The organism is Pseudomonas sp. TE12508 (assembly GCF_056279485.1).
This window is the reverse complement of record NZ_JBWCCN010000002.1, coordinates 146,392-172,963: the sequence shown is the minus strand read 5'-3', so window position 1 is coordinate 172,963 and position 26,572 is coordinate 146,392. Positions and strand designations below refer to the sequence as shown.

General features: G+C 60.1%; 25 protein-coding genes and 1 riboswitch. Of the genes, 5 read left to right on the top strand and 20 right to left on the bottom strand.

Annotated elements, in window-relative coordinates; all coding sequences use genetic code 11:
- Nucleotides 1–50: 50 nt before the first annotated feature.
- The 4 genes from ACZ9IM_RS02975 to ACZ9IM_RS02960 all read right to left on the bottom strand — a co-directional run bounded on the left by ACZ9IM_RS02975 (nucleotide 51) and on the right by ACZ9IM_RS02960 (nucleotide 4,842).
- Nucleotides 51–1,925, bottom strand: coding sequence for an MFS transporter (locus tag ACZ9IM_RS02975; protein ID WP_427625165.1), 1,875 nt, complete (start codon nucleotides 1,923–1,925; stop codon nucleotides 51–53).
- 112 nt (nucleotides 1,926–2,037) lie between these two features.
- On the bottom strand, nucleotides 2,038–3,189 hold the full coding sequence (locus tag ACZ9IM_RS02970; RefSeq protein WP_427625164.1) for a TDT family transporter: 1,152 nt from the start codon (nucleotides 3,187–3,189) through the stop codon (nucleotides 2,038–2,040).
- Between the two features lie 105 nt (nucleotides 3,190–3,294).
- On the bottom strand, nucleotides 3,295–3,606 hold the full coding sequence (locus ACZ9IM_RS02965; RefSeq protein WP_476223326.1) for a cupin domain-containing protein: 312 nt from the start codon (nucleotides 3,604–3,606) through the stop codon (nucleotides 3,295–3,297).
- A 42-nt stretch (nucleotides 3,607–3,648) separates the two neighbouring features.
- Nucleotides 3,649–4,842: an MFS transporter gene (locus tag ACZ9IM_RS02960; RefSeq protein ID WP_427625162.1), complete on the bottom strand. Its 1,194-nt coding sequence runs from the start codon at nucleotides 4,840–4,842 to the stop codon at nucleotides 3,649–3,651.
- 91 nt (nucleotides 4,843–4,933) lie between these two features.
- Between ACZ9IM_RS02960 and ACZ9IM_RS02955 the strand changes: the two genes are divergently transcribed.
- Both ACZ9IM_RS02955 and ACZ9IM_RS02950 read left to right on the top strand, forming a co-directional pair.
- Nucleotides 4,934–5,473, top strand: a complete 540-nt coding sequence (locus ACZ9IM_RS02955) for a TetR/AcrR family transcriptional regulator (RefSeq protein WP_476223325.1) — start codon at nucleotides 4,934–4,936, stop codon at nucleotides 5,471–5,473.
- A 247-nt stretch (nucleotides 5,474–5,720) separates the two neighbouring features.
- Nucleotides 5,721–9,191: a hybrid sensor histidine kinase/response regulator gene (locus ACZ9IM_RS02950; protein WP_427625160.1), complete on the top strand. Its 3,471-nt coding sequence runs from the start codon at nucleotides 5,721–5,723 to the stop codon at nucleotides 9,189–9,191.
- A gap of 177 nt (nucleotides 9,192–9,368) precedes the next feature.
- Here ACZ9IM_RS02950 and ACZ9IM_RS02945 read toward each other — a convergent pair whose 3' ends face one another.
- Nucleotides 9,369–10,733: a DNA recombination protein RmuC gene (locus ACZ9IM_RS02945; protein ID WP_427625249.1), complete on the bottom strand. Its 1,365-nt coding sequence runs from the start codon at nucleotides 10,731–10,733 to the stop codon at nucleotides 9,369–9,371.
- A 175-nt stretch (nucleotides 10,734–10,908) separates the two neighbouring features.
- On the bottom strand, nucleotides 10,909–11,232 hold the full coding sequence (locus ACZ9IM_RS02940) for a sel1 repeat family protein (RefSeq protein ID WP_476223324.1): 324 nt from the start codon (nucleotides 11,230–11,232) through the stop codon (nucleotides 10,909–10,911).
- Nucleotides 11,233–12,213: 981 nt separating this feature from the next.
- On the opposite strand from ACZ9IM_RS02940, the gene ACZ9IM_RS02935 reads away from it, so the two are divergent.
- From ACZ9IM_RS02935 to ACZ9IM_RS02925, 3 genes are all read left to right on the top strand, one after another.
- Nucleotides 12,214–12,438, top strand: coding sequence for a hypothetical protein (locus ACZ9IM_RS02935; RefSeq protein WP_007898912.1), 225 nt, complete (start codon nucleotides 12,214–12,216; stop codon nucleotides 12,436–12,438).
- Between the two features lie 273 nt (nucleotides 12,439–12,711).
- A complete protein-coding gene (locus ACZ9IM_RS02930; protein WP_007898914.1) occupies nucleotides 12,712–13,194 on the top strand; it encodes a hypothetical protein in 483 nt (160 codons plus the stop codon).
- Between the two features lie 146 nt (nucleotides 13,195–13,340).
- Entirely contained in the window at nucleotides 13,341–14,609 is a 1,269-nt protein-coding gene (locus ACZ9IM_RS02925; RefSeq protein WP_476223323.1) for an OmpP1/FadL family transporter, read from the top strand.
- An 83-nt stretch (nucleotides 14,610–14,692) separates the two neighbouring features.
- Here ACZ9IM_RS02925 and ACZ9IM_RS02920 read toward each other — a convergent pair whose 3' ends face one another.
- The 14 genes from ACZ9IM_RS02920 to cobO form a co-directional block, all read right to left on the bottom strand.
- Complete coding sequence (locus ACZ9IM_RS02920) at nucleotides 14,693–15,244, bottom strand: glutathione peroxidase (protein WP_063342962.1); 552 nt, start codon at nucleotides 15,242–15,244, stop codon at nucleotides 14,693–14,695.
- 56 nt (nucleotides 15,245–15,300) lie between these two features.
- Nucleotides 15,301–15,423, bottom strand: coding sequence for a hypothetical protein (locus ACZ9IM_RS02915; RefSeq protein ID WP_008071541.1), 123 nt, complete (start codon nucleotides 15,421–15,423; stop codon nucleotides 15,301–15,303).
- A complete protein-coding gene (locus ACZ9IM_RS02910) occupies nucleotides 15,420–16,628 on the bottom strand; it encodes an MFS transporter (protein WP_008013905.1) in 1,209 nt (402 codons plus the stop codon). Before ACZ9IM_RS02910 ends, ACZ9IM_RS02915 begins: the two co-directional genes overlap by 4 nt.
- Before the next feature lie 52 nt (nucleotides 16,629–16,680).
- Nucleotides 16,681–17,085: a MarR family winged helix-turn-helix transcriptional regulator gene (locus ACZ9IM_RS02905; protein ID WP_048394362.1), complete on the bottom strand. Its 405-nt coding sequence runs from the start codon at nucleotides 17,083–17,085 to the stop codon at nucleotides 16,681–16,683.
- An 88-nt stretch (nucleotides 17,086–17,173) separates the two neighbouring features.
- On the bottom strand, nucleotides 17,174–17,908 hold the full coding sequence (locus ACZ9IM_RS02900; protein WP_476223322.1) for an adenosylcobinamide-GDP ribazoletransferase: 735 nt from the start codon (nucleotides 17,906–17,908) through the stop codon (nucleotides 17,174–17,176).
- A gap of 2 nt (nucleotides 17,909–17,910) precedes the next feature.
- On the bottom strand, nucleotides 17,911–18,486 hold the full coding sequence (gene cobC, locus ACZ9IM_RS02895) for an alpha-ribazole phosphatase family protein (protein ID WP_476223321.1): 576 nt from the start codon (nucleotides 18,484–18,486) through the stop codon (nucleotides 17,911–17,913).
- Entirely contained in the window at nucleotides 18,483–19,538 is a 1,056-nt protein-coding gene (gene cobT / locus ACZ9IM_RS02890) for a nicotinate-nucleotide--dimethylbenzimidazole phosphoribosyltransferase (RefSeq protein ID WP_063342960.1), read from the bottom strand. Before cobT ends, cobC begins: the two co-directional genes overlap by 4 nt.
- Nucleotides 19,535–20,056: a bifunctional adenosylcobinamide kinase/adenosylcobinamide-phosphate guanylyltransferase gene (gene cobU, locus ACZ9IM_RS02885; RefSeq protein WP_476223320.1), complete on the bottom strand. Its 522-nt coding sequence runs from the start codon at nucleotides 20,054–20,056 to the stop codon at nucleotides 19,535–19,537. The genes cobT and cobU overlap by 4 nt, the downstream gene beginning before the upstream one ends.
- Before the next feature lie 122 nt (nucleotides 20,057–20,178).
- Complete coding sequence (locus tag ACZ9IM_RS02880; RefSeq protein WP_476223319.1) at nucleotides 20,179–21,651, bottom strand: cobyric acid synthase; 1,473 nt, start codon at nucleotides 21,649–21,651, stop codon at nucleotides 20,179–20,181.
- Entirely contained in the window at nucleotides 21,648–22,640 is a 993-nt protein-coding gene (gene cobD / locus ACZ9IM_RS02875) for a threonine-phosphate decarboxylase CobD (RefSeq protein WP_476223318.1), read from the bottom strand. The genes ACZ9IM_RS02880 and cobD overlap by 4 nt, the downstream gene beginning before the upstream one ends.
- Entirely contained in the window at nucleotides 22,633–23,541 is a 909-nt protein-coding gene (cbiB, locus tag ACZ9IM_RS02870; RefSeq protein ID WP_476223317.1) for an adenosylcobinamide-phosphate synthase CbiB, read from the bottom strand. The genes cobD and cbiB overlap by 8 nt, the downstream gene beginning before the upstream one ends.
- On the bottom strand, nucleotides 23,538–24,188 hold the full coding sequence (gene bluB / locus ACZ9IM_RS02865) for a 5,6-dimethylbenzimidazole synthase (RefSeq protein ID WP_476223316.1): 651 nt from the start codon (nucleotides 24,186–24,188) through the stop codon (nucleotides 23,538–23,540). Before bluB ends, cbiB begins: the two co-directional genes overlap by 4 nt.
- Entirely contained in the window at nucleotides 24,185–25,567 is a 1,383-nt protein-coding gene (locus ACZ9IM_RS02860) for a cobyrinate a,c-diamide synthase (RefSeq protein ID WP_476223315.1), read from the bottom strand. Before ACZ9IM_RS02860 ends, bluB begins: the two co-directional genes overlap by 4 nt.
- A gap of 10 nt (nucleotides 25,568–25,577) precedes the next feature.
- Nucleotides 25,578–26,189, bottom strand: coding sequence for a cob(I)yrinic acid a,c-diamide adenosyltransferase (cobO, locus tag ACZ9IM_RS02855; protein WP_476223314.1), 612 nt, complete (start codon nucleotides 26,187–26,189; stop codon nucleotides 25,578–25,580).
- A gap of 81 nt (nucleotides 26,190–26,270) precedes the next feature.
- Nucleotides 26,271–26,503: riboswitch (cobalamin riboswitch) on the bottom strand.
- Nucleotides 26,504–26,572 lie beyond the last annotated feature (69 nt).

Here is a 26,572-nt window from a genome sequence, read left to right as displayed (position 1 = left end):
TCCCAATGTGGGAGCGGGCTTGCTCGCGAAGAGGCCCGCAAAGTCACCGACTACCTTACCGCCCCACGCAATTCCCCCACCAACCCTTGCAGTGTCGCCGGTTCAGCCACTTCAACGGCAACCGCCGGCCCCGCCACCAATGTCACCCGCGACCACAACCGACGAAACATCCCCTTGTTCGGATCGCGACTGAAGAAACTCCCCCACAACCCCTGCAATGCCAGCGGAATCACCGGCACCGGTGTTTCTTCGAGAATCCGTGTCAGCCCGCCCTTGAATTCATTGATTTCGCCATCGGCGGTCAACTTGCCTTCAGGGAAAATGCACACCAGTTCGCCGTCCTTCAGATACCGGGCGATGCGGGTGAAGGCTTTTTCGTAGATCTGAATGTCTTCCTGACGCCCGGCAATCGGAATCGTCCCCGCCGTACGGAAGATGAAGTTCAGCACCGGCAGATTGTAGATTTTGTAATACATCACAAAGCGAATCGGCCGACGCACTGCGCCGCCAATCAGCAAGGCATCGACGAACGACACATGGTTGCAAACCAGCAATGCCGCGCCTTCATCGGGAATCAGCTCCAGATTGCGATGCTCAACGCGGTACATGGAATGGCCAAGCAGCCAGATCATGAAGCGCATGCTGAACTCGGGGACGATTTTGAAGATGTAAGCATTGACGCCAATGTTCAGCAGCGACACCACCAGGAACAGCTGCGGGATCGACAGCTTGGCGATGCTCAGCAAGACGATCGACACAATCGCCGAGACCACCATGAACAGGGCGTTAAGAATGTTGTTGGCGGCGATCACCCGCGCCCGTTCGTTCTCGACAGTACGCGACTGGATCAGCGCATACAGCGGCACGATGTAGAAACCGCCGAAGATTCCGAGCCCGAGGATGTCGATCAACACCAGCCAGGCGTGACCGAACCCAAGGACTTCGATCCAGCCATGACCGGCAACGCTGTCTGGAATCGCGCCGGAATGCCACCACAGCAACAGGCCAAACACCGTCAGACCGAATGAGCCAAACGGCACCAGACCGATCTCGACTTTGCGCCCGGAGAGTTTCTCGCAGAGCATCGAACCCAGTGCGATACCGACCGAAAACACTGTAAGAATCAGCGTCACCACAGTCTCGTCGCCGTGCATCCATTCCTTGGCATACGCCGGGATCTGCGTCAGATAAATCGCCCCGACAAACCAGAACCATGAGTTGCCGACGATCGAACGCGATACTGCCGGGGTTTGCCCCAGGCCCAACTTCAAGGTAGCCCAGGACTGGCTGAAAATGTTCCAGTTCAAACGCATTTCCGGCGATGCCGCGGCAGCCCGGGGAATGCTGCGGCTGGCCAGGTAACCGAGCACGGCGATACCAATGATTGCCGTGGACACCACCGGCGCGTAGTTGCTGGCCGACATCATGATGCCGGCGCCAATGGTCCCGGCGAGAATCGCCAGGAAGGTGCCCATTTCCACCAGACCATTGCCGCCCACCAGCTCCTCTTCGCGCAACGCCTGCGGCAGGATCGAGTACTTCACCGGCCCGAACAGCGCCGAGTGGGTGCCCATGGCAAACAGTGCCACCAGCATCAGCGACAGGTGATCGAACATGAAACCGACCGCCCCCACCGCCATGATGACGATTTCCCCGAGCTTGATCAGACGGATCAGTGCGTCCTTGGCAAACTTTTCCCCGAACTGCCCCGCCAGAGCCGAGAACAGGAAAAACGGCAAGATAAATAGCAACGCACACAGGTTGACCCAAATCGAACGGTCACCCTCGATGGTCAGCCGGTACAAAATGGCGAGGATCAACGACTGCTTGAAAATGTTGTCGTTGAAGGCCCCCAGCGACTGCGTGACAAAAAACGGCAGGAAGCGCCGAGTGCGAAGCAAGGTGAACTGCGAGGGGTGACTCATCTTCCATGTGTCCCTGATGTTGGGTAGCTGATGTTGGATAAAAAGTGGCGTGGCAATTGTTATTGGAATGTCGAACGTCGATCCAGGCCACAGATTACCCAATCTTTGCCGGTTATTTGTTTAATCCTGCAATGCACGGCGAAACAAACAACTCACCTCGCCATGCGCCCTGCACCGTGCGTTTGGCAACAATCAGCCACATCACCGCCAGCAACGCCACCAGTACACAGCCAAAGACACTGAAAAACGTCAGGTGCAACGTGCTCGCCAGGTTCAACGTCGCCAAAGAATAGACGCCCAACGGGAAAGTGAAGCCCCACCAGCCGAGGTTGAACGGAATACCGGCGCGCAAGTAACGCACAGTGATCAACAGCGCAATCAGCATCCACCAGAGCCCGAAGCCCCACAGCGTGATGCCGGCCACCAAGCCAAGCCCTGCGGCGATCTCGCCGATACCCGGCAAACCGTTGGCGGCAAAGATCGCTGGCGCGTCGGCCCCCAACAGCAACATGCCCAGCGCACCGGTGCCAATCGGCCCAAGGGCCAGCCAGCTTGAGGCGGCCATGTTTTCGTGGGGCAATTTATGCAACGCCATGCGCAGCAACAGGATAGTCAGAATGCTGAACGCCACCGGCAGGGAAAAGGCCCACAGCACGTAGCTGGTCACCAGCACCACCAGTTGTGAATGAGCATCGGCCAGATGCGGCGCCAGCAAGCCGCCGCTGGCAGCCGCCACTTCCGCCGCCACCACCGGTAACAGCCAGACTGCGGTCATCTGGTCGATGCTGTGCTCCTGACGGGTGAACATCATGTAGGGAATCAATACGCCGCAAGCCAGCGACATCGCCACGTCCAGCCACCAGAGCACTTCGGCGAGATGAATCACACCGTCACCCCAGCGCGGCAAACCGAACAGCAGAAAGCCATTGATGAGGGTCGCAAGGCCCATGGGAATGGTGCCGAAAAACATCGAAACCGTGGAGTGCCCGAAAATCCGCCGCGCCTCGTCGAAGAACATGACCCAACGCGCGGCATACATGGCCGTGAACATAACAAACAGGACAATGTTGAACAGCCACAGGCCTTCGGCAAACGCATGCAGACCGGGATTCGCCACCGGCAATTGCGCAAGCGCGAGCGCCAATACACCCGTGCCCATGGTCGCTGCGAACCAGTTGGGGGTGAATTGGCGGATGGCTTCTCGAGGGTGCTGCAAATGACTGAACGGTTTGATACCGGGTTTAACGCTATGGGTGCAGGTCATGGTGAACTCCTGTCCTCTCGTGAGGTGGAGCTCATGGTAGATCCGAATCGAATATCGATATAACGGGTAATATCTCTAACTGTTATCTGTTTTACAGATATAGCGTTAGACGCTGTCTTCGGTCTCGATCACCAAAATCCGCGCCACGCCCAGCGGATGAGCCACATGCTCGGTGCCCACCGACGCATAAAAAATATCGCCGACTTCGAGTAGCGCTTCCTTCTCCTGGCCTTCTTCGCGATAACGCATCTGCACCTGCCCATCGAGCACCACGAACACTTCCTGACCGTCGTTGATATGCCATTTATAAGCCTGATCGGTCCAGTGCAAACGTGTGGTGATGCCGTTCATGTTGGCGATGTCCAGCGCCGCCCAGGCGCGGTCAGCGGTGAAGGATTTGCTGCGGATGATCTTCATGGGTCGGTCCGTCGAAATGAATGGCGGTGCCAAGGCTAACGGTCATCGAACATCGACGCCACAGACTTTGACGGACTGCTCACGCATCAACCCGACCAGCGCACCGAGCGACAGTATGATCAGCACCGCACCATAACCATCGGTGGTTGCCACGAGCCCAAAGGTCCGCGTCAGACTGCCAGCCAGTAATGAAGGCAAGCAGAACGCCAGATAACTAAGCACATAAAACGCCGACATCAGCCCCGCCCGTTCATGAGGCAAGGCCAACGGCACGATGCTTCGCAGGGCACCCAGGAAACCCGCGCCAAAACCGCCGCCCGCCACCAGAGTGCCAAAGAAAAACAACGGCAGGCTGGCGCTGTGCACTGCCAGCAGAATCAACGCAACGCCTGCAGGCAGCAGGCTCGCGCCCAACAGCAAGACTTTGTCGGCCGGCCGATTGCGCAAGGTGTAGATCATCAAGGCGCCAGTCACCGTCAAAACGGCCACCGTCGCCCCGCCAATCAGATTCGAGGTGGACCCGGTGGCAGTCCGCACCAGGGACGGCGCCAAAGAAGCGAAAAAACCACCGAGCGCCCACACCGCTAGATCTATCGGCAGCACCCGCCACAGCATCCGCCGCGCCTGAATCGGCACATGCAGGGTCGGGCGTAGCGAGGCCCAGGCACCCGGTTGTCGAGTGACGCTTTCCGGCAGGCGCCAGACATACAACGCTTGCATCACAAACAGCGCGAACAGCACCCAATAGGTCAATTGCAGCGGCAGCGGCGCAAACTCGGCCAACACACCGCAGCCCATGGCACCCAGCGCCATGCCCAGCAACGGCGCGACGCTGTTGACCATCGGCCCCTGCTGACGGTCAGTATCCAGCAGCGCCGCACTCAAAACGGCGGTGGCCATGCCCGTGGCAAAACCCTGCAGGACCCGCGCACCGATCAGCCAAGCAACGCTGTCGGCGTTGATGAACAGCAACATCGCCAGCATGTTCAGCAACACGGCGGTGAAAATCACCGGTTTGCGCCCCAGATAATCCGAGAGCGAACCAACCGTGAGCAGCGCCGCCAGCAAGCTGAGGGCGTAGACGCCGAAAATCAGGGTCAGAGTCGCTGCCGAGAACCGCAGGTGTTCTTGATACAAGTGATACAACGGTGTCGGCGCGGTGGAAGCGGCGAGAAAACTGAGTAAGGTGATCGCCAGAAACCACAGGCTGGAACGGTTTGACGTTAGACGGGACATGGGCACACTCCGCAAAAGCTAACTTTTTGCTTTTGTGGAGTGTGCTACCGGCTAACGCTTAAAGCAAATTCTTTGTGTTAAGGTCCGCCGTATGGCTATTAAAGAAGGTTTACGCCCAGGTGGCCGTAGCGCCAGGGTCCAAGAGTCGATTCACTCGGCAGTCCGCGCACTCCTCGAAGAACAGGATCGCGCCAGCGTGACGGTGCCGCAAATCGCTGCCCGGGCCGGGGTGACGCCGTCGACTATTTACCGGCGCTGGGGTGATCTGTCGGCGCTATTGGCCGACGTCGCCCTCGCCCGCATGCGCCCCGACAGCGAACCGGCCAATACCGGCAGCCTGCGCGGTGACGTGCTGGCCTGGGCGGAGCAGTATCTGGACGAGATGAGTTCCGAACCCGGGCGCAACATGATGCGCGACGTACAATCCAGCGCCACACCGGGCTATTGCGTGACGATCATTGGCGGGCAGTTGCAGACGATTCTGGATCGCTATCCCGATCAGCCGAAGCCGAGTGTCGATCGGCTGATCAATATGGTGGTGGCGCCGACGGTGTTTCGCATCTTGTTTTCAGCGCAGGCGCTGGAGGTTGAAGAGTTGCATCGGTTGATTGATATTGCGCTGAATCAGTAACCGCCATCGCGAGCAGGCTCGCTCCCACAGTTGATCTTCAGTGGACACATAAATTGTGACCGGCATAGATCCAATGTGGGAGCGAGCCTGCTCGCGATGAAGCCTGCACAGGCATCAAAGATCTGACGGCTCCCAACCTGCGACACCCCACCACGCCACGACCTTGGTCGACACTGACTAACTCAAGCGGTCATGCGAGACTGTCCTGACCGGGCGCAGTCCCGGAGGTCTTTTGTCTGGAGTTCCCATGTCGCTGTCCATCGGGCTGATCGCCACCGTCGCCCTGGCCTATATGGCCATCCTGTTCGCTATCGCCTTTTACGGTGACCGGCGCAGCACACCGTTGCCGCCACGGATGCGTGCCTGGGTGTACAGCCTGTCGCTGGCCGTTTATTGCACCAGTTGGACATTCTTTGGTGCCGTGGGCCAGGCGGCCGAGCAACTCTGGTCATTCCTGCCGATCTACCTCGGGCCGATCCTGCTGCTGGTGTGCGCGCCGTGGGTCCTGCAAAAAATGGTGATGATCAGCAAACAGGAGAACATCACCTCCATCGCCGACTTCATCGCCGCCCGCTACGGCAAATCCCAGTCGCTGGCGGTGGTGGTGGCGCTGATCTGTCTGGTCGGCGTGCTGCCGTACATCGCCTTGCAGCTCAAGGGCATCGTGCTGGGCGTGAACCTGCTGATCGGCGCCGGTGCTGACGCCATGGGCACGCGCGCGCAAGACACGGCGCTGATCGTCTCCTTGGTGCTTGCACTGTTCACCATCGTTTTTGGTACCCGCAACCTCGACGCCACAGAACACCACCGCGGCATGGTGCTGGCGATTGCTTTTGAGTCGCTGGTCAAGCTGTTCGCTTTTCTCGCGGTCGGCGCGTTCGTGACCTACGGCCTGTACGACGGTTTCGACGACCTGTTCGACCAGGCCATGCTCGCCCCGCGCCTCGAGGCGTACTGGAAAGAAACCATCAACTGGCCGTCCATGGTGGTGCAAACCGGCGTGGCGATGATGGCGATCATCTGCCTGCCCCGGCAGTTCCATGTAACCGTGGTGGAAAACATCGACCCCCAGGATCTGCGCTTGGCCAAGTGGGTGTTCCCGGCCTATCTGGCGCTGGCGGCGCTGTTTGTCGTGCCGATCGCACTGGCCGGTCAGATGATGCTGCCCAGTTCGGTACTGCCGGACTCATTCGTCATCAGCCTGCCTCTGGCCGAATCTCACCCTGCCTTGGCGATGCTGGCGTTTATCGGCGGTGCTTCGGCGGCGACCGGTATGGTGATCGTGGCCAGCGTGGCGCTGTCGACCATGCTCTCCAACGACATGCTGCTGCCGTGGTTGCTGCGGCGTAACAACGCGGAGCGGCCGTTCGAAGTGTTCCGCCAGTGGATGCTTTCGGTGCGCCGGGTGAGCATCGTGGTCATTCTGCTGTTGGCCTACGTCAGTTATCGACTGCTGGGCTCCACCGCGAGCCTGGCGACCATCGGCCAGATCGCCTTCGCCGCCGTGACCCAACTGGCCCCGGCCATGCTCGGCGCGCTGTACTGGAAACAGGCTAACCGTCGTGGAGTGTTTGCCGGGCTGGCCGCCGGCACGTTCCTCTGGTTCTACACGTTGGTGTTGCCGATCGCCGCCAACAGTCTTGGCTTGCCCTTGAGCAGTTTTCCAGGCCTGGCCTGGCTGCAAGGCAACCCGTTGAACTTGCCGATCACACCGCTGACTCAAGGCGTGGTGCTGTCCCTGGCGGGCAACTTCACCTTGTTCACCTGGGTCTCGCTACTATCACGCACGCGGGTTTCGGAGCACTGGCAGGCCGGCCGCTTCATCGGCCAGGAAATCAGCGCGCGACCCAATGCCCGCTCAATGCTGGCAGTACAGATCAACGACTTACTGCAACTGGCCGCCCGTTTTGTCGGCGAAGAACGCGCTCGTCAGAGTTTCATCCGTTTCGCCTACCGTCAGGGCAAAGGCTTCAGCCCGACCCAAAACGCGGACGGTGAATGGATCGCCCATACCGAACGCTTGCTGGCCGGTGTACTCGGCGCATCTTCGACCCGGGCAGTGGTAAAAGCCGCCATCGAAGGTCGGGAAATGCAACTCGAGGATGTCGTGCGGATCGCCGACGAAACTTCGGAGGTGCTGCAGTTCAACCGCGCCTTGCTGCAAGGCGCCATCGAGAACATCACCCAGGGCATCAGCGTGGTCGACCAGTCGTTGAAACTGGTGGCCTGGAACCGGCGCTACCTTGAGCTATTCAACTACCCCGACGGTTTGATCAGCGTGGGCCGGCCGATTGCCGACATCATTCGCTACAACGCCGAACGCGGCCTGTGCGGCCCCGGCGAAGCGCAAGTGCATGTCGCCCGCCGCTTGCACTGGATGCGTCAGGGCCGGGCCCATACCTCCGAACGGTTGTTCCCCAATGGTCGAGTGATCGAGCTGATCGGTAACCCGATGCCCGGCGGCGGTTTCGTCATGAGTTTCACCGACATCACCGCGTTCCGCGAGGCCGAACAAGCGCTGACCGAAGCGAACGAAGGCCTCGAGCAACGGGTCATCGAACGGACCCACGAACTGTCGCAACTCAACGTTGCCCTGACTGAAGCCAAGGGCACCGCCGAATCGGCGAACCAGTCGAAAACCCGTTTCCTGGCTGCCGTCAGCCATGACTTGATGCAACCGCTGAATGCTGCACGGCTGTTCTCTGCCGCCCTCTCCCACCAGGAAGAAAATTTATCCAGCGAAGCCCGCAAGCTGGTTCATCATCTGGACAGTTCGCTACGCTCGGCCGAGGACCTGATCAGCGACCTGCTGGACATTTCCCGCCTGGAAAACGGCAAGATCAACCCTGATCGCAAGCCCTTCGAGCTCAATGATTTATTCCATACGCTAGGCGCCGAGTTCAAGGCTCTGGCGCAGGAACAGGGGCTGAAATTTCGCGTCAGGGGCAGCGCGCTGCGGGTCGATAGCGACATCAAACTGCTGCGACGGATTTTGCAGAACTTCCTGACCAACGCCTTCCGCTACGCCAAAGGGCCGGTGCTGCTCGGCGTTCGGCGGCGCAACGGCGAGCTATGCCTTGAGGTCTGGGACCGTGGACCGGGTATTCCAGAAGACAAACTGCAGGTGATTTTCGAAGAATTCAAACGCCTCGACAGCCACCAGACCCGGGCCGAGAAAGGTCTGGGCCTGGGCCTGGCGATTGCCGATGGGCTGTGTCGCGTGCTGGGTCACACCTTGCGCGTGCGTTCCTGGCCGGGTCGCGGCAGTGTGTTCAGTGTCAGCGTACCGCTGGCTCGGGTACAAGCCGCGACGCCGGCCAAAGTGGCCGAACTCAATGGCCATTTGCTCAGCGGCGCGCAGGTGCTGTGTATCGATAACGAAGACAGCATCCTGATCGGCATGAACAGTTTGCTGACGCGCTGGGGTTGCCAGGTCTGGACCGCGCGCAACCGTGAGGAATGCGCGACGCTGCTCGGCGATGGGATGCGCCCGCAACTGGCGCTGGTGGATTACCACCTGGACGATGGCGAAACCGGGACCGAGTTGATGGCCTGGTTGCGCACGCAACTGGGCGAGCCGGTGCCAGGGGTGGTGATCAGTGCCGATGGACGGCCGGAGACGGTGGCCCAGGTGCATGCAGCTGGCCTGGATTACCTGGCCAAACCGGTGAAACCGGCGGCGTTGCGGGCGTTGTTGAGTCGGCATTTGCCGTTGTAGTGCGGCCCTCCAGACCACCCAAAACCTGTGGTGAGGGAGCTTGCTCCCGCTGGGCTGCGAAGCAGCCCCAAGTGCTGCCACGATGACTGTCAGGTATACCGCGCTGTCTGCTTGACGACTGCTGCGCAGCCGAACGGGAGCAAGCTCCCTCGCCACGAAGACTAGGTGGTGCCTTGCTTATTCCGGCAATTCGGCCAAGCCATCGACATCGGTCATTGCCCGCTCCAGCAGGTCCGCCGGCAAGCTCTTGCTGGCCCGCGCTCCGAGCAACTTGAGCTGTTCGCTGCGACTGACCAGGTTGCCACGGCCTTCTGTCAGCTTGTTGCGTGCGTTGCTGTAAGCCTTGTCCAGTTGCTGCAAGCGATTGCCGACTTCATCCAGATCCTGAATGAACAACACGAACTTGTCGTACAGCCAACCGGCGCGCTCGGCGATTTCCCGAGCGTTCTGGCTCTGACGCTCCTGCTTCCACAAGCTATCGATGACCCGCAAAGTGGCCAGCAACGTGGTCGGGCTGACGATCACGATATTGCGGTCGAATGCCTCCTGAAACAGCGTCGGCTCAGCCTGCAACGCCGCAGAAAACGCCGCTTCGATCGGGACGAAAAGCAGAACGAAATCCAGGCTGTGCAAGCCGTCGAGCCGCTTGTAGTCCTTGCCGGCCAAGCCTTTGACGTGAGTGCGCAGGGACAGCACATGCTGCTTGATGGCGATCTGGCCGATGGCATCATCCTCGGCCGCCACGTATTGCTGATAGGCCGTGAGGCTGACTTTGGAATCGACCACGACCTGCTTGTCGCCGGGCAGGTAAATAATCACATCCGGCTGGAAACGCTCACCGTCCGGCCCCTTGAGATTGACCTGGGTCTGATACTCACGCCCCTTCTCCAGACCCGCGTGCTCAAGCACCCGCTCGAGAATCAGTTCGCCCCAGTTGCCTTGTGTTTTCTGTCCCTTCAAGGCGCGCGTCAGGTTAGTGGCTTCATCGCTCAGGCGCAGGTTCAGCTGTTGCAGCCGCTCCAGTTCCTTGGCCAGGGAAAAACGCTCGCGGGCTTCGGCTTGATAGCTTTCCTCAACGCGCTTTTCGAACGACTGAATGCGCTCCTTCAACGGATCGAGCAACTGCCCCAAACGCTGCTGACTGGTTTCGGCAAAACGCTGCTCACGCTCGTCGAAGATCTTGCCCGCCAGCTCGGCGAATTGCGCGCGCAGCTCGTCTCGCGAGCCTTGAAGGTCGTTGAGACGCTGCTGATGGCTTTCCTGCTGCTCACGCAGCTCGGCATTGAGAGAGGCGGCCTGCGCGTCGAGACGACGCAACTCAGCCTCTTTGCCGGCGCGTTCGATGTTCCAGGCGTGAGATGCGTCGCGGGCGTCGTCGCGTTCGATCTGCAGCAGTTCTACTTCACGGCGCACGGCGGCCAGATCCGCTTGTTTGGCGGCATTGGCCTGGCTCAGGTCAGCGATTTCATCACGGCAAGTATCAAGCTGAGCATTCAAGCCATCCTGCGTCTGTTGGGCGATGGCAAGGCGCTCTTCCAGCAGCGCCAGCTCGGCCTGCCCCGTACTCGCCCGACGCTGAAGTTGCCAGGCCAGTACCAGTAACGGCAACCCAGCACCAGCCAGCCCCAGCAATGCGCTGGTCAAGTCCATCGCCATAGCCACTCCTGCCGATTCGATAAAGCGTGAAGGTTAACCAAGGCGTCAGGTCTTGGACAGCTCAGTCTTCGCTCAGGCCCAGTTCCTGTTGCGCACGTCGGTCGCCCGCACGCGCGGCCTGACGCAGGAGCTCCTGGCCAATGCGGCGATCCCGAGCGTTACCGCATTCGCGGCACATTAGCTGGCCGAGACGGCTTTGCGCGGCCACGACGCCTTCACGGGCAGGCTGCTTAAGCAAGCGTCCGGCGAAGTGTTTGATGTTGGAGTTTTCGCCCAGGCGCGGGCTGTCGAGTAGCCACTCGGCCACACGCATCGAAAAGCGCTTGGGTGGGGTAACACTGGAGGGGGTGGAAGCAGCAGAGATTGATACTGAGCGAAACTTCATAAAGCACTGTAGGGCAGATCGGAAGGCGCGCCACTCTACTCTTTTTTTCATACAGGTAAAGTCGAAAAAAGCCTGCACGCCCGTCCTAGAGCAAGCGCTTGGGACAATCCACAGAAGCTGTGGATAACTCAGTGGACAACCGCCTTTGAACTCGCGCAAAGCCGTGTGGCGTGGGGCTCGCAGTCAAACTGACGATTTTTTCACCAGTAAAAAAAAGCGATGTTTTTCATTGACTTAAATTTTCATTACAGGCACCCACTCCCGTTGAGGCGAGGATGACAGTGGGATGACAGTTCGCGCAATTTATGTGCACAAGTACCTGTGAGGCGGTTATATCGATGCGCTTTTTCGGCGCGTTTTTCGGCAGCGTCTGGGGATAAACCCGAGCAACCCGTGCCGCCGGTCGATCCTGACTCGTTCGTTCTCTCGGATCAACGGTCGGGTTCTGGGCTATTGCGGGGCACTGGCCTGCTCTTTGACCGCTCAATCGAGACTTGCCGACAGGCACTTCAGCGCTTTTTTTCAAACAGGCTTCCCTTCCACAGTTCAATCCGTTAGTATCCGCGGCGTTAGTACCAAGCTGAAAGTCAATTCTGGTCGAACAAATCCCCCGGTCAGCCTTCCCTAAGAGAAGCCTCCACCGACAAAACGGGATCGACCACCTCGATGGTTTCCAGGTAAATCTTGCGCCAACACAGCCTTTGAATCGAAAGCAAAGGGTGTTGCCAAGCTCACTTACTCTGACCGAACCAGCCTGCAAATTGATCAGGATCTTCACCCCGGGCCCAGAACCTTTGCCCTTGATGTGTTGCCTGCCCTCCTAAGTACCTACCTGCCAGCCCAAGCGCGCCAATTTATCAGCGCTTCAAACTGGCTGCTTTGTTCCAGTCGGGTTCTTCGTTCGACCAATGGTGGTCGTCGTCACTGGAACGTTTTAACTTTGCACGGTTCTTATCCGTGTCGCTTGTAGGAACACCAATTATGTCCACTCAAATCCACACTCAGGATGCCATTCGCACCCTAACCAACGCTTTTGCTCCAATGAACTGCCTGATCATGGCCGCTCGCAAAGGCTGCTTCAGCTTCACTCTGGTCAACGAACACGGCATCGCTCGTCATAGCGAACGCCTGTACCCTGATCAATACTCCAGCGCAGAACCGCTGCAGGCTGTGATCGAGCGTACTCGCCAGGCACTGGTTGCCTGAGACGCCAGAAAAGCTGAAAACCTAAAAAGCCCTGCTGAAAAGCGGGGCTTTTTATTGCCCGATATTTCTCATTTCGCAACCTGCGGCTAAGCACCAACCGATATAACGGTTATAACTCGAAGCCGGAAATATTTTAAAAACAGTCCTTTACAGCGAAATAATGACACTACACTTCAACTCAAGCGGCTTGATCCGCTTGCGGCGAGCCTGAATCGATCCACTGCTGCCAAGGCCCTTCAGGTATCGCCGACCACTTCCTGTTTCGAGGGCTTTATGGGAATCGCTGCCAGCGAACTGTGTCGTTATGTGATCCGTCCGACGTTGATCTACCTCGGACGCCATAGCGCAACTGCCGAATCCCTGCTGCTGGGCATCGCCGCCAGTCAGTCAGCCCTTGGTTCAGCCCTGCATGACCGCCGTGGACACGGCCTGTACCGAATCACCGAACCCCGCCACCAGGCCCTTTGGGATCACTATCTGGCCCTGGACCCGGATCGGGCAAGCCTGGTCCGCGGCCTTGCCAGCCAGCATGCTTTTCTCAGCGGGCCGCATCTGGAATTGACCGTCAACCTGCGTTACGCCACCGCCATTGCCTGGCTGCTGGTAGAAGAACAGAACACTCCCCTCCCCGCCTCCGATGACTTGTTGGGAATGGCCCGAATCTGGCGCCAGACTTTCCAGCCCCAAGGTCGTCTGCGAGATTTCACCTACGCGTGGCAAACCTGTGTTTCATCGTTGAATCAGGTCGCCTGCTAAGCCACCCATTTCCGAAAATCGCACAACAGGTAGCGATTTTGGTCGGATTGTCCTACAAAACCGCTCTAACTCAAGCGTTACAGGCTATAGCGCCCAGACGAAAATCTTGGTAATTTCCGCCCCGGTGATCACCAGGAATTCTAATAATGAAAAAAGTAATGCTCAAAACCACCATTAGCCTCGCCGTTGCCATGGCATCCACCCAACTCTTCGCAAGTGGCTTCGCACTCAACGAACAAAGCATCAGCGGGATGGGGACAGGTTTTGCCGGGCGATCTTCATCTGCCGACGACGCATCTACGGTTTTTGGTAACCCTGCCGGCATGTCTCGCCTCAAGCGCGAACAAGTGACCGGTGGTGTTGCATTTATCGACGCACACGCTGATATCAGTGATGCGAGCTCCAGTCCGAACAGTGGCACCAACAAAGGTGACATGGTCCCTTTCATGGGCGTGCCCATGGGCTACTACGTAAAGCCAATCGATGACCAGTGGGCATTCGGTTTCGGCGTCTACGCTCCATTCGGCCTGGTGACCGACTACGAGAACGGCTTCGCCGGCAAATACTTCGGCAGCAAGAGCGAAGTCAAAATCGTGACTCTCCAGCCAACCGTCAGCTACGCCTTCAACGACAAGGTGTCGATCGGTTTTGGCCCGACCATCAACCACATTGCCGGCACCCTGGAATCGAACCTGTCGATCACTCAGACCGCGCCGGACGGCAAGGTCAAGATCAAGGGTGACGACATCGCGCTGGGCTACAACATCGGCGTGCTGGTTCAAGCCACCGACAGCACGCGCGTCGGCCTGACCTACCACTCGAAAGTGAAGTACAAGCTCGAAGGCGACACCAAGGTCAATTACAACCTCCTCGGTGCCGTTGGTCAGAACCCGAACCAGAAGTACGATGCGTCTCTGGATATCACCACGCCTGAGTCGGTCGACTTCTCGGTCACTCATCAACTGGATGACCAGTGGACGCTCTACGCAGGTAGCACCTGGACTCGCTGGAGCCGCCTGAAAGAAATCACCGTCGAAAACAAAGGCGTTCCGGCCCTCCTCAATGGCCAGTTCGGTACCATCACCGAAGAACAGAACTGGCACGACACCTGGGCGCACGCCATCGGCGCTTCGTACCAGCTGAACAAACAATGGGTCCTGCGTACTGGCCTGTCCGTTGACCAGGCACCGACCAATAACGAAAACCGCTCCCCACGCATTCCCACAGGCGATCGCAAGATTTTCAGCCTGGGCGCCGGCTGGAGCCCGACCGACGACCTGACCATCGACGTGGCGTACTCGTACCTGCGCGAAGAGTCGGTCAAGGTCAACAACAGCAACGGCCGTCAGAACTACAGCGCAGAGTATGAAAACTATGCGAACGGTTTCGGTGTTGGCGCAACATACCGTTTCTGATGATTCACGGCGACTCCCTCGCCGCCTGAATTGAAAAAGCCCCGCGCTCTTGTACAGAGGCGGGGCTTTTTAGTGCGCGTCGATCAGGGTTTCGATGCGAGGGCTTTCTCCACCGCCTCGATGAACTCGGGATTATCCGGCTTGGTCAGGCTGGAGAAATTGGCGATCACCTTGCCCTGGCGATCGACCACGTACTTGTAGAAATTCCACTTCGGCGAACTGCTTTGTTCAGCGAGAACCTTGAACAAATGCGTTGCGTCATCGCCGCGGACTTTCTGCGGCTCGGTCATGGTGAAAGTCACGCCGTAGTTCACGTAACAAACCTTGGCAGTCTCTGCGCCATCCTTGGACTCCTGCTTGAAGTCATTGGACGGCACACCAACCACTTCAAGCCCTTGATCCTTGTAACGCTGATACAGCGCCTCAAGGCCTTTGAATTGCGGGGCGAAGCCACAGAAGCTCGCGGTATTGACCACCACCAGCGGCTTACCGGCGAAGCGCTGGCACAGATCGATGGATTCCTTGGCGCGCAGCTTGGGCAAAGAGCCTTGTAGCAACTCCGGGCATTCTGCCGCCTGGGCCAGCCCGGTAAAAGCCATCAACAATGCGGGAACTGCAAGCCAACGCATCAGCATGTCGGTGCATCCTTGAACAATCGTCAGAAAACGAAATTACTCGCCTTCGCCGCTCGCTAGCAAGCACCCATGCCCAGCTGCATCAATGCCAGACCACCCTGATGCCAGCCCCACCATGCCAGGGCCAGCAACAATATGCCGACGCCGATAGCAGCCATCTGCGGCCAGAGACTGTTCATGCAGCACTCATCCGGGTTTGCAGACGCGCCACCGGCTGCTCGCGCACCGGCCAGTTCAGAGCTGCGGCCACCAGACTCAAGAGAATCGCCACTTGCCAGATCAAGTCATAACTCCCGGTTCGGTCATACACCACCCCACCCAACCAGCCGCCGAGGAACGAGCCGAGCTGATGGAAGAGGAAAACGATCCCACCGAGCATGGACAAATTTCGTACACCGAACAAGGTCGCCACCGTGCCATTGGTCAAGGGCACCGTAGACAACCAGAGAAACCCCATGGCCATGCCGAACAGATAAGCCGTGACCTGAGTGACCGGCGCCCAGAGGAACAGCACAATCACCACCGCCCGCAACAGATACAAACCAGTGAGCAAGCGCGGCTTGGACATCCGCCCGCCAAGCCAACCCGCCGTATAAGTACCGAAAATATTGAACAGACCAATCAGCGCCAGCACCGTGGTGCCGACGGAGGCTGGCAAGTGTTGGTCCACCAGATAAGCCGGCAAGTGCACGCCGATGAACACCACTTGAAAACCGCAGACAAAAAAACCGAACGCCAACAGCCAGAATCCTGAATGGGAACAGGCTTCGCGCAGCGCTTCAGAGAGGGTTTGCTCGTGTCCGAGAACCGGCAGCGGCTTGTCCTTGAGCATGCTCACCAGCGGCACGATCAGCGCCACCACCAGGCCCAACACCAGCAATGCCGCGGACCAGCCAAGCCAGCCGATCAGCCCCAGCGTGCCGGGCAACATGGCGAATTGACCGAAAGAACCGGCGGCGCTGGCGATCCCCATGCCCATGCTGCGTTTTTCCGGTGGCACGGCACGGCCGACCACGCCGAGGATCACCGAGAACGAGGTGCCCGACAGGCCGATGCCGATCAACAACCCGGCGCTCAAGGACAAAGTCACCGCCGAATCGGACAGCCCCATGAACACCAGACCCAGGGCGTACAGAACACCACCGATCAACACCACCTTCGCAGCGCCAAAGCGGTCGGCCAGTGCGCCAGTGAATGGCTGTGCCAGGCCCCAGATCAGGTTCTGCAAAGCAATGGCGAAGGCAAACACTTCGCGACCCCAGCCGAACTCGGCACTCATGGGTGCCAGAAACAGCCCGAAGCCGTGTCGCACACCCAAGGACAACGCCAGAATCAGCGCACTCCCCAACAGCACCCAACCGCATGTACGCCACATTGATGTCATTCTTGTTCTCCGGTAGCGGGTATATACCCGCTTAAGATCGAACAAACTGGCCTCAAGCCAGTTCGTCCAGCAGTTTCAGCAAGGTTTCACGCTTCTCGGCACCCAGACGGTCGATCAACCGCTGCTGCGCCGCTTCCCAGGCTGGCAACGCCGCCGCCAGGCGTTCGCGCCCTGTCTCGGTGAGCAGGACGATGCGATTGCGCATGTCCTCGCCTTCGACCAGCGTCACCAGACCTTCACCCTCCAGCACCCGCAGATTGCGCCCCAAGGTGCTGCGATCCAGGCCCATGGCCTCGGCCAGAGACGAGATGCTTGGCTGATCCAGACGCTGCAGATTGCACAGCAGAGAATACTGGGCAACGTTGATCCCGAAGCCGTCGAGGGCGCCGTCGTAATGCCTGCTGACGCCACGAGCGGCGCGACGCAGGTTAGTGCACAAACATTGAGAAGGAAGCATAGTGCGTGTATATACCCGCGGTTAAATGAAAGCAAATTTTTTGATACATATTACCCGTAGGGGCGAGCGGTGCGTGCAAGCCTCGGTCCTACAACAGCAATGCAAGCCCCACCAGTACCGCCACCTCCAGCAATTCCAGCAACGCCCCCGCCGTATCGCCCGTCGTCCCGCCCAATCGTCGCACCATCACTTGCCGCAACCAGACAAACACCGCTGCCGCCAGTGCAAGCGCCCATACACCGCCGAGGCCTGCGATCAGCACACAGGCCACCGCACTGATCGCCAACACCTGCTGACCGGCCAAACGCGGCAGATGATCGGCCAGCGCCTGCCCCAACCCACCGGGACGCACGTAAGACGTGGTGAGGAATAACCCCAGCAACGCGCTACGGCTAATCAATGGAACGATGATCAGGACCACGCTGTGCTGCTGCTCGATCAACGCCAGCAACGCGGCGAACTTGAGCAGCAACACCAGCACCAGCGTCACCACGGCGATCGGCCCGCTACGCGGGTCTTTCATGATGGTCAGGGTGCGTTCACGGTCGCCGTAACCCCCAAGCCACGCATCGGCGCTATCGGCCAGGCCATCCAGGTGCAATGCCCCGCTGAGCACGACCCAAACACTCAGCAGCAGTGCGGCGTGAAGCAATAATGGCGCGCCCAGCAATAGCCAGTTCAGCCCCCACAGAATGGCGCCGAACAGCAAACCGACCAGCGGGTAAAACAGCAGCGACCGGCCCAATTCCTCGGGCGTCGGCATACCCGGCAAACGAATCGGCAGGCTGCTCAAAAATTGCAGGGCGATCCAGAACGGCAACATGGTCAGATCGCTTCCCTTAACAAGACGCCGGGTTCGACCGACAACGAAAACAACGCGCCATGGCCTACTTCAACGTTGAGCAACTGCTCACGCGGTAATCCGCGCGCTTGAGCCAGCAACAAACGCATGACGCCGCCATGGCTGATCAGCAAGATCCGCTCACCCGCATGGGCCGCGTGCAGCCGTTCGATGGCCGCCAACACCCGCGTTGAAAAGTCCGCAACCGGCTCACCGTCTGGCGGCGTGAACGAATAAGGATCGGCCCAGAACAAGCCCAACGCCTCGGCGCTGGTCTCCATCAGCGCCGCCGCGCTCTGCCCTTCCCAGGCGCCGAAGTGCAGCTCTTGCAGATCCTTATCCAGTTGCACCGGCAAACCCAGTTGCGCCCCAAGCTCGTCCGCAAAGCGTGCGCAACGCTGCAATGGCGAACTGACCAGTCGATCCCAGGCCCCCTGCTCGATCACCGCGGCGCGCATCTGCGCCCAACCCTTACCGGTCAGCGCATCGTCGAGGCTGCCGCGTAAACCGCCGCCGAGTTCGGTTTCGCCATGGCGCAACAGGTCCAGGCGCAAGGTCATGCCGGGCGATCCGCCACTGCGGCTTCGGCGAACGTCGCCATCTGCCCGTGCAGGTCGCAGGCCAGACGCAACAATGGCACGGCCAACGCCGCACCACTGCCCTCGCCCAGTCGCAGGCCAAGGTCCAGCAACGGTTCGGCGTTCAGGGTTTCGAGCACATGGCGATGGCCTGGCTCGGCGCCGCGATGACCGAACAGCAACCACTCACGGCAGGCCGGATTCAAACGCACCGCCACCAACGCAGCGACACTGCAAATAAACCCGTCGACCAACACCGCGACACCTTCCTGAGCACAGGCCAGGTACGCGCCGACCAGCGCAGCGATTTCGAAACCGCCGAGGTTGAACAAAGTTTGCAGCGCATCGCTACGCTGAGCGCCATGCAACGCCAAGGCACGTTCAATGACTTGGGCTTTATGGCTGACACCCGCCGCGTTCAATCCGGTGCCCGGGCCAGCCAGATGCACCACCGGGCAATCGAGCAACGCACAGGCCAACGCGCTGGCCGCAGTGGTGTTGCCGATGCCCATTTCGCCACCGATGAACAACTGCGCGCCGGCTGCGATGGCGCGCTGCACACTGTCGCGGCCGGCCTGCAAGGCGAGCTCACCCTGGGCCTGAGTCATCGCCGGCCCCTGAACGAAATTCGCCGTGCCCGGGCCGATGTTCAGGTGACGCACACCCGGCAGGTTCAACGACGGCGTCACGGTGCCGAGGTCGACCACTTCCAGGGAAGCCCCCAACTGCCGCGCCAACACGCTGATCGCCGCGCCGCCGCTGACAAAGTTGTGCAGCATCTGCCCGGTGACTTCCTGCGGAAACGCCGACACGCCTTCAGCAACCACACCATGGTCACCGGCAAAAATCGCAATCCACAGCTGATCGAGTGTCGGCTTGACCTGCCCCTGCAACCCGGCCAGTTGCACCGCCACCGATTCGAGCCGGCCGAGTGAGCCCGCGGGTTTGGTCAGTTGCTGTTGACGCGCCTGCGCCTGTTCGACCGCTTGCGCGTCGATGGGCTTGCACGGGTTCAGCCACCAGGCGTGAGTCATAACGCAGTTCCTTTCAAAGTCAGGGGCAGGCCGGCGACGGTCAGGACGACTCGCTGACAGCGCTCGGCCAAGGCTTGATGCAGCCAACCGGCTTCATCGACATAGCGGCGAGTCAATTCGCCCAACGGCACGACACCCATCCCGGTCTCGTTGCTGACAAAAATGATTTCACCCGGCAATGACGCCAGGCAGTCCAGCAGGGCTTCGCGTTCGGCCGACAAGCGCTCTGCATCGTCTAGCATCAGCAGATTGGTCAGCCACAGCGTCAGGCAATCCACCAGCAAGCAACGATCGGCACTGGCGTTTTCGCGCAGTACACGGGCCAGTTCCAGCGGTTCTTCGATCAATGCCCATTCGGCCGGACGACGGGCGCGGTGATGGGCCACTCGTTCGTTCATCTCACCGTCCAGGGGTTGGCTGGTGGCGATGTAGGTGACGTGGAGCTGACTGTCTATCGCCAGCTTTTCAGCCAAGCGACTTTTGCCGGATCGAGCGCCGCCGAGGATCAGTTGCAGCATGTTCATCTACCTATTAATTGGCGGCGTGGCGACTTAAGTCATCGCGAGCAGGCTCGCTCCCACAGTTGACCGCATTCCAATGTGGGAGCGAGCCTGCTCGCGATGGCGGTCTCGAATTCACCCTAAATCCCACAGAGCTCACGCAGCAACGAAGTATCCAAATGCTTCTCCACCAAATCCGCCAATCGCTCGATATCGCGCTCGCGCAAGGCGTAGTAATCGACCTCCTGCACATCCTGCAAACCGGCCCAGCGCAACAACGCACTGCACGCCGCCGGTGACTCGAACAGCCCATGCAGATACGTGCCGAAAATCTGCCCATCGACACTTTGCGCGCCATCGCAGCGACCATCGTCGAGCTGCACCGCAGCGTTTTCCAGCGCCGGCCCGGTGGTCACGCCGGCATGAATTTCATAGCCGCTGACCTGCGCATTTTCCAACACCAGACATCCACGCACATTGCGCAACTGCTTCTCTTCTTCGAGCTGCGTTTCGAACGCCAGCAAGCCCAAACCGTCACTGGAACCCGGCGCGCCTTCAAGGCCCAGCGGGTCGTGCACCTGCTCGCCGAGCATTTGCAGACCGCCGCAGATCCCCAGCACTTTTCCGCCATAGCGCAAGTGCCGCGAGATAGCTGTGTCCCAACCGTTGGCCCGCAGGTACGCGAGGTCACTGCGCACGCTTTTCGAGCCAGGAAGAATGATCAGATCGGCCGGCGGAATCGCCTGGCCGGGACCGATGAATTGCAGGTCCACTTGCGGATGCAGGCGCAGCGGATCGAAATCGGTGTGGTTGCTGATGCGCGGCAGTACCGGCACCACCACGTTGAGTACCTGATCGGCCTTGTCGGTCTGCCGCTGATCGAGACCATCCTCGGCCTCAAGATGCAGGTCCATCACATAAGGCAAAACGCCGATCACCGGTTTGCCAGTGCGCGCCTCCAGCCAATCGAGGCCTGGTTGCAGCAAGGCGATGTCGCCGCGAAACCGGTTGATGATGAAGCCTTTGACCCGTGCCTGTTCGCTGGGCGACAGCAGCTCCAGCGTACCGACCAAATGCGCGAAAACTCCACCGCGATTGATGTCGGCAATCAGCACGACCGGGCAATCCACCGCCTCGGCAAACCCCATGTTGGCGATGTCGCCGGCGCGCAGGTTGATCTCTGCCGGCGAACCGGCCCCTTCGACCATCACCACCGGATACGCCGCGCTCAAGCGTTCATGAGAAGCCAGTACCGCTTGCATGGCGATGGCTTTGTAGTCGTGGTAGGCGACCGCGTTCATCGTCGTGACCGCGCGACCATGAATGATCACTTGGGCACCAGTATCGCTATTGGGCTTGAGCAGCACCGGATTCATGTCGGTGTGCGGTTCAAGGTTGGCGGCCTGGGCCTGCACCGCTTGAGCGCGGCCAATCTCGCCACCGTCGGCGGTCACCGCGCTGTTGAGGGCCATGTTCTGCGGTTTGAACGGCACGACGCTCACGCCTTGACGCGTCACCCAGCGACACAGCGCCGTCACCAGCGTGCTTTTACCGGCGTCCGATGTCGTGCCCTGCACCATCAAAGTCGCGCCCTGCACCTTCAATGTAGTCATTGCGCTTCCTTAACGTAGGCTTCAAGCGCTTGCTCGAGACGCAGCCAATCCGCTTCATCGGCGGGCAAGCCAAACCGCACGCTGCTGTTGTGGGCGAACAACCGCAACAGAATGCCGCGCCGGGCCATGAACTCGTGAAGCGCTTCGGCGCACTCGGCGATCAGCCATTGGAACAATGCGCAGCCACCCTGAGGTTTGAAACCGTACTGTTCAAGCAGCAACGCCAGACGCTCGCCGGCCTCGTCAGTACGAATGCGCTGTCGAGTGTGCCCGTCCGTATCCGTCAGGCACGCCTGGCCCAGCACTCGGGTCGGACCGCTGACCGCCCAAGGTCCGACCTGTTCGGCCAGCAGTTTGAGCAACTTGCGCTCGGCCAGCACAAACCCCAGTCGCACACCGGCCAGGCCGAAGAATTTGCCAAAGGAGCGCAGCACGATCAAACCGATCTGATTGGCAAACGGCGCCAGACTCAAATGCGGGGTGTTGTCCATGAACGCCTCGTCCACCACCAGCCAGCCACCGCGCTGGGCCAGCCGAGAATGCCAGTCCAGCAGACGAGCCGGCGTCAGGCTCAACCCTGTGGGATTGTTCGGGTTGACCACCACCAGCACATCGAGGCTGTCGAGAAAGAAATCGACTTCCGACTCCAGCACTTCACGCACGATGTACCCGTTGCGACGCCAGGCTTGGGCGTGTTCGGCGTAACACGGCGACAGCACGCCGACCTTGCCAGCCCGACGCAAACGCGGCAACAACTGGATCGCCATTTGCGAGCCGGCCACCGGCAACACCTGAGCCGCACCGTAATAGTCGCAGGCAGCCTGCTCCAGACCGTCATCGGTTTCCGGCAACCGCGCCCAGGCCCGCAGCGGGATGTCCGGAACCGGGAATGGCCAAGGCGCCAGGCCACTGGACAGGTCGAGCCAATCGGCTTCGGCAATGCCGTATTCAAGCGCCGCCTTGCGCAAGCGGCCACCGTGTTCAAGCATAGAATTCAGCCCCCACGCAGAGAATCAGCAGCCATAACCATACCCCGCGCTGGACCAATTGCCAGCCACGGTCGATGGAGTCGGCATCCGCCGGCACGCCTTCGCCCAATTGCGGACGCTGATGCAGTTCACCGTGATAAATCGCTGCCCCGCCCAACTCGACACCCAGCGCGCCAGCACCGGCCGCCATCACCGGCCCGGCATTCGGGCTGTCCCAGGTCGGGCCCTGGGTACGCCAGCACTTCAATGCCAATCGGGTTTTGCCCAGCAGCGCGTAGGTCAACGCCACCAAGCGTGCAGGAATGTAATTGAGTACATCATCGATTTTCGCCGCCGCCCAACCGAAACGTTCAAAGCGATCGTTGCGATAACCCCACATCGCATCGAGGGTGTTGCTCAGGCGATAGAGCACCACGCCGGGCGCACCCGCCACGGCAAACCAGAACAGCGCGGCGAACACTGCATCGCTGCCGTTCTCCAGCACCGACTCGGTGGCGGCGCGGGCAACTTCGGTTTCATCCAGTTCGCTGGTCTGACGGCTGACCAGATAGCCGACGCGTTTGCGCGCCTCGACCAGATCATCGCTGCGCAAGGCCTTGGCCACCGGCTCGACATGCTCGCCGAGACTGCGCATGCCGAGGGCGCAATAGAGCACGAGAATCTCGACGATCCAGCCAACGTAAGGCGCCCAGGAAAGTGCGGTGGCCAACAAGGTCAGCGGCACGACCGCCATCACCCAGGCCGTAACGCCATGACTGCGCCAGCCGCGGCCACCGGAGTTGAAACGTTGCTCGATGCGATCGGCAAAACGACCGAACGCCACCAGCGGATGCCAGCGTTTGGGCTCACCCAGCAGCGCATCCAGCGCGACCGCGGCGACACTCAACAACGCCACACTCATTGACTCACTCCCCAATAATTTTCATACAGCAATTCGCTGAGTGGACGCGCCTGCGCCCAGCCTTCGAGTACCAACATCGGCGCCGGGTAGAACTCCTTGACCGGTCCCAGACAAAGAACGGCCAAAGGCTTGGCCCCGGTCGGTAAACCCAGCAAGTCCGCCAGCGCTTGTGGCTCGAACAATGACACCCAGCCCATGCCCAGGCCTTCGGCGCGGGACGCAAGCCAAAGGTTCTGGATGGCGCAGGACAGCGAGGCCATGTCCATTTCCGGCAGCGTACGACGGCCGAAAATGTGCCGATCACGATCGTCCATCAGCGCGGCGACCAGCACCTCGGCGCAGTCGTTGATGCCTTCGACCTTGAGCTTCATGAATTCGTCGGAGCGCTCGCCGAGGGCTTCGGCAGTGCGGATGCGCTCTTCTTCCACCAGCTGTTGAATCTTGCCGCGCAGTGCCCGATCGCTGATGCGGATGAAACGCCAGGGCTGCATCAGGCCGACACTCGGCGCTTGGTGCGCGGCTTCGAGCAGACGTCTCAGTAACTCGGGTTCAACCGTACCGCCGCTGAAGTGCCGCATGTCGCGGCGTTCGGCGATGGCTCGGTAGACGGCTGCGCGTTCGGCTTCGGAAAATGTGTTGTCGGTCATGGCCTCTTCGCGAGCAAGCCCGCTCCCACATTTGAATTGCATGCCCCTGTGGGAGCGGGCTTGCTCGCGAAGGCGGCCTCAAGGTCAGGCACAAACAGCGCTGCAATCGCCGATGGATTGGACGGAAAATAAAAATGTACATAAGAGGCCGTCATCCGCCCCTCACGATAAACCGCCTCCGCCCCTCGCCCGCCATTGGGGCTCAACCCTCGAGCAATCGGCTCAAGTCCGGTGCTGGTCAGCGAGTGGTGATACGTGTGCCCACGCAGCAAACCTTCCGGCAATTCGACCGCCTGCAAGGCCAACGCGGCAAGACGCTTCTGCATCACCGCCTCACCGGCCAGCAAGCCAACCAGTTCAGCGCGAGTGCCCTCGACATCGGTCAAGGAATCCAGCAGATACAGCATGCCGCCACACTCGGCCAGCAACGGTTTGCCCGCCGCGTGGTGAGCGCGGATCGCGGTCAGCATCGGCGTGTTTTGCGACAACGCTACATGGTGCAATTCAGGGTAACCGCCCGGCAGATAGAGGCTGTCTGCCTCAGGTAATTCGCTGTCGCGGATCGGCGAAAAGAAAGTCAATTCGGCGCCCATGGCCCGCAGCAGATCCAGGCTCGCGCCGTAGGTAAACGCGAAAGCTTCATCCCGGGCCACGGCAATCCGCACACCGGCCAGCAACGGTTCGGCTGCGATCATTTCAGGCGCGGCGAATTCCACGGCTGGCGGCAGCGCCACATCGCAACTGCTGGCCAAGGAGTCGGCCGCCGCATCGAGACGCAGGTCGAGATCATTCAATTCACTGGCCTGAACCAGGCCGAGATGCCGACTCGGCAATTCGATCCCGGTCTCCCGGGACAACGCTCCGTACCAGCGCAAGCCTTCAGTCAGGCTGCCTTCCAGCAATTGCGCATGGCGCACGGTGCCGACCCGATTGGCCAGCACACCGGCAAACGGCAAATCCGGCTGATAACGCGCAAGGCCCAGGGCCAGCGCGCCAAACGTCTGCGCCATCGCGGTGCCGTCGATCACGCCGAGCACCGGCACACCGAAGTGCCGCGCCAGGTCGGCACTGGACGGCGTACCGTCGAACAGCCCCATGACGCCTTCGATGAGGATCAGGTCGGCTTCGCCAGCGGCTTCCCACAATAGCCGTCGACTTTCTTGCTCGCCGACCATCCACATGTCGAGTTGATAAACCGGTGCGCCGCTGGCGCGCTCGAGAATCATCGGGTCGAGAAAGTCCGGGCCGCATTTGAACACACGAACCTTGCGCCCCTGATTGCGATGCAAACGGGCGAGCGCGGCGGTGACGGTGGTCTTGCCCTGACCGGAGGCCGGCGCGGCGATCAGTACCGCCGGGCATTGACGATGGCTATTCATAATGTGCAGTTCACAGCTCGACGCCTTTTTGCGCTTTGATTCCGGCCTGGAAGGCGTGCTTGATCATGCCCATTTCAGTGACGGTGTCGGCCAGCTCGATCATCTCCGGTTTGGCGCCACGACCGGTGACCACCACGTGCTGCATCGGTGGACGGGCCTGCAAGTCGCTGAGCACCTGATCGAGATCGAGGTAGCCGTGCTTGAGGGCGATGTTCAACTCATCGAGCACCACCAGACCAATGGCCGGATCACGCAGCAATTCGCGGGACACTGCCCAGGCGGCTTCGGCGGCGGCGATGTCACGTTGGCGATCCTGGGTTTCCCAGGTAAAGCCTTCGCCCATCACATGAAAACGCACTTGCTCCGGGAAGCGTCGGAAGAACAGCTCCTCGCCGGTGCTGGTGCGCCCCTTGATGAACTGCACCACGCCGCACTGCATGCCGTGGCCCATGGCCCGCGCAAGCATGCCGAACGCCGAGCTGCTTTTGCCTTTGCCGTTGCCGGAAAGCACCAGCAGCAAACCGCATTCATTCGGGGAGTTGGCGATGCGTTCGTCGATCACCGCTTTTTTGCGCAGCATGCGCGCCAGATGGCGTTCGTCACGATCGGGAGTATCAGTCATGGGGGAGCTCTCCGTTGAGGCTGGATAACGGCGGGCAGGCACAAGAATAGACGGCAAGAAGCCTGGCATCGCCCACCGTGATGCCGTTGGATGAATCAGGCCGGTCTCCGGGCTCATGAGCAGCTTGCGCCTGACTGCGCGCCTTCCCATGTTGACATCAACACAGTGGCTCAAGGCGCAGTTTTCACTCATTTACCGTTGCGGGGGCAGCGCCGGGATCGTGATCATTCTTCGCTGGAAGAAATTCACTCACCGGCTTCCCTGTTTCACTCTGTCGACCAAGGTCACAGAGCACCTGAAACAAGCCGCGAAGGTTAGAGGGTTGGGGGTGGAGCGTCAATTAAAGCCGGGACACCGCTGAGCGAATAACTGCCGTCGATCAA

Bases quoted from the DNA above. Each gene is read 5' to 3' on its own strand.
- cobD (WP_476223318.1), bottom strand. From the start codon at position 22,640: ATGCTTGAACACGGTGGCCGCTTGCGCAAGGCGGCGCTTGAATACGGC.
- ACZ9IM_RS02940 (WP_476223324.1), bottom strand. From the start codon at position 11,232: ATGAAGTTTCGCTCAGTATCAATCTCTGCTGCTTCCACCCCCTCCAGT.
- ACZ9IM_RS02925 (WP_476223323.1), top strand. From the start codon at position 13,341: ATGAAAAAAGTAATGCTCAAAACCACCATTAGCCTCGCCGTTGCCATG.
- ACZ9IM_RS02910 (WP_008013905.1), bottom strand. From the start codon at position 16,628: ATGACATCAATGTGGCGTACATGCGGTTGGGTGCTGTTGGGGAGTGCG.
- ACZ9IM_RS02935 (WP_007898912.1), top strand. From the start codon at position 12,214: ATGTCCACTCAAATCCACACTCAGGATGCCATTCGCACCCTAACCAAC.
- cobC (WP_476223321.1), bottom strand. From the start codon at position 18,486: ATGACCTTGCGCCTGGACCTGTTGCGCCATGGCGAAACCGAACTCGGC.
- cbiB (WP_476223317.1), bottom strand. From the start codon at position 23,541: ATGAGTGTGGCGTTGTTGAGTGTCGCCGCGGTCGCGCTGGATGCGCTG.
- ACZ9IM_RS02930 (WP_007898914.1), top strand. From the start codon at position 12,712: ATGGGAATCGCTGCCAGCGAACTGTGTCGTTATGTGATCCGTCCGACG.
- ACZ9IM_RS02920 (WP_063342962.1), bottom strand. From the start codon at position 15,244: ATGCTGATGCGTTGGCTTGCAGTTCCCGCATTGTTGATGGCTTTTACC.
- ACZ9IM_RS02950 (WP_427625160.1), top strand. From the start codon at position 5,721: ATGTCGCTGTCCATCGGGCTGATCGCCACCGTCGCCCTGGCCTATATG.
- ACZ9IM_RS02975 (WP_427625165.1), bottom strand. From the start codon at position 1,925: ATGAGTCACCCCTCGCAGTTCACCTTGCTTCGCACTCGGCGCTTCCTG.
- ACZ9IM_RS02860 (WP_476223315.1), bottom strand. From the start codon at position 25,567: ATGAATAGCCATCGTCAATGCCCGGCGGTACTGATCGCCGCGCCGGCC.
- ACZ9IM_RS02900 (WP_476223322.1), bottom strand. From the start codon at position 17,908: ATGTTGCCGTTCTGGATCGCCCTGCAATTTTTGAGCAGCCTGCCGATT.
- bluB (WP_476223316.1), bottom strand. From the start codon at position 24,188: ATGACCGACAACACATTTTCCGAAGCCGAACGCGCAGCCGTCTACCGA.
- cobT (WP_063342960.1), bottom strand. From the start codon at position 19,538: ATGACTCACGCCTGGTGGCTGAACCCGTGCAAGCCCATCGACGCGCAA.
- ACZ9IM_RS02970 (WP_427625164.1), bottom strand. From the start codon at position 3,189: ATGACCTGCACCCATAGCGTTAAACCCGGTATCAAACCGTTCAGTCAT.
- ACZ9IM_RS02960 (WP_427625162.1), bottom strand. From the start codon at position 4,842: ATGTCCCGTCTAACGTCAAACCGTTCCAGCCTGTGGTTTCTGGCGATC.
- ACZ9IM_RS02880 (WP_476223319.1), bottom strand. From the start codon at position 21,651: ATGACTACATTGAAGGTGCAGGGCGCGACTTTGATGGTGCAGGGCACG.
- ACZ9IM_RS02965 (WP_476223326.1), bottom strand. From the start codon at position 3,606: ATGAAGATCATCCGCAGCAAATCCTTCACCGCTGACCGCGCCTGGGCG.
- ACZ9IM_RS02915 (WP_008071541.1), bottom strand. From the start codon at position 15,423: ATGAACAGTCTCTGGCCGCAGATGGCTGCTATCGGCGTCGGCATATTG.
- cobU (WP_476223320.1), bottom strand. From the start codon at position 20,056: ATGCTGCAACTGATCCTCGGCGGCGCTCGATCCGGCAAAAGTCGCTTG.
- ACZ9IM_RS02905 (WP_048394362.1), bottom strand. From the start codon at position 17,085: ATGCTTCCTTCTCAATGTTTGTGCACTAACCTGCGTCGCGCCGCTCGT.
- ACZ9IM_RS02955 (WP_476223325.1), top strand. From the start codon at position 4,934: ATGGCTATTAAAGAAGGTTTACGCCCAGGTGGCCGTAGCGCCAGGGTC.
- cobO (WP_476223314.1), bottom strand. From the start codon at position 26,189: ATGACTGATACTCCCGATCGTGACGAACGCCATCTGGCGCGCATGCTG.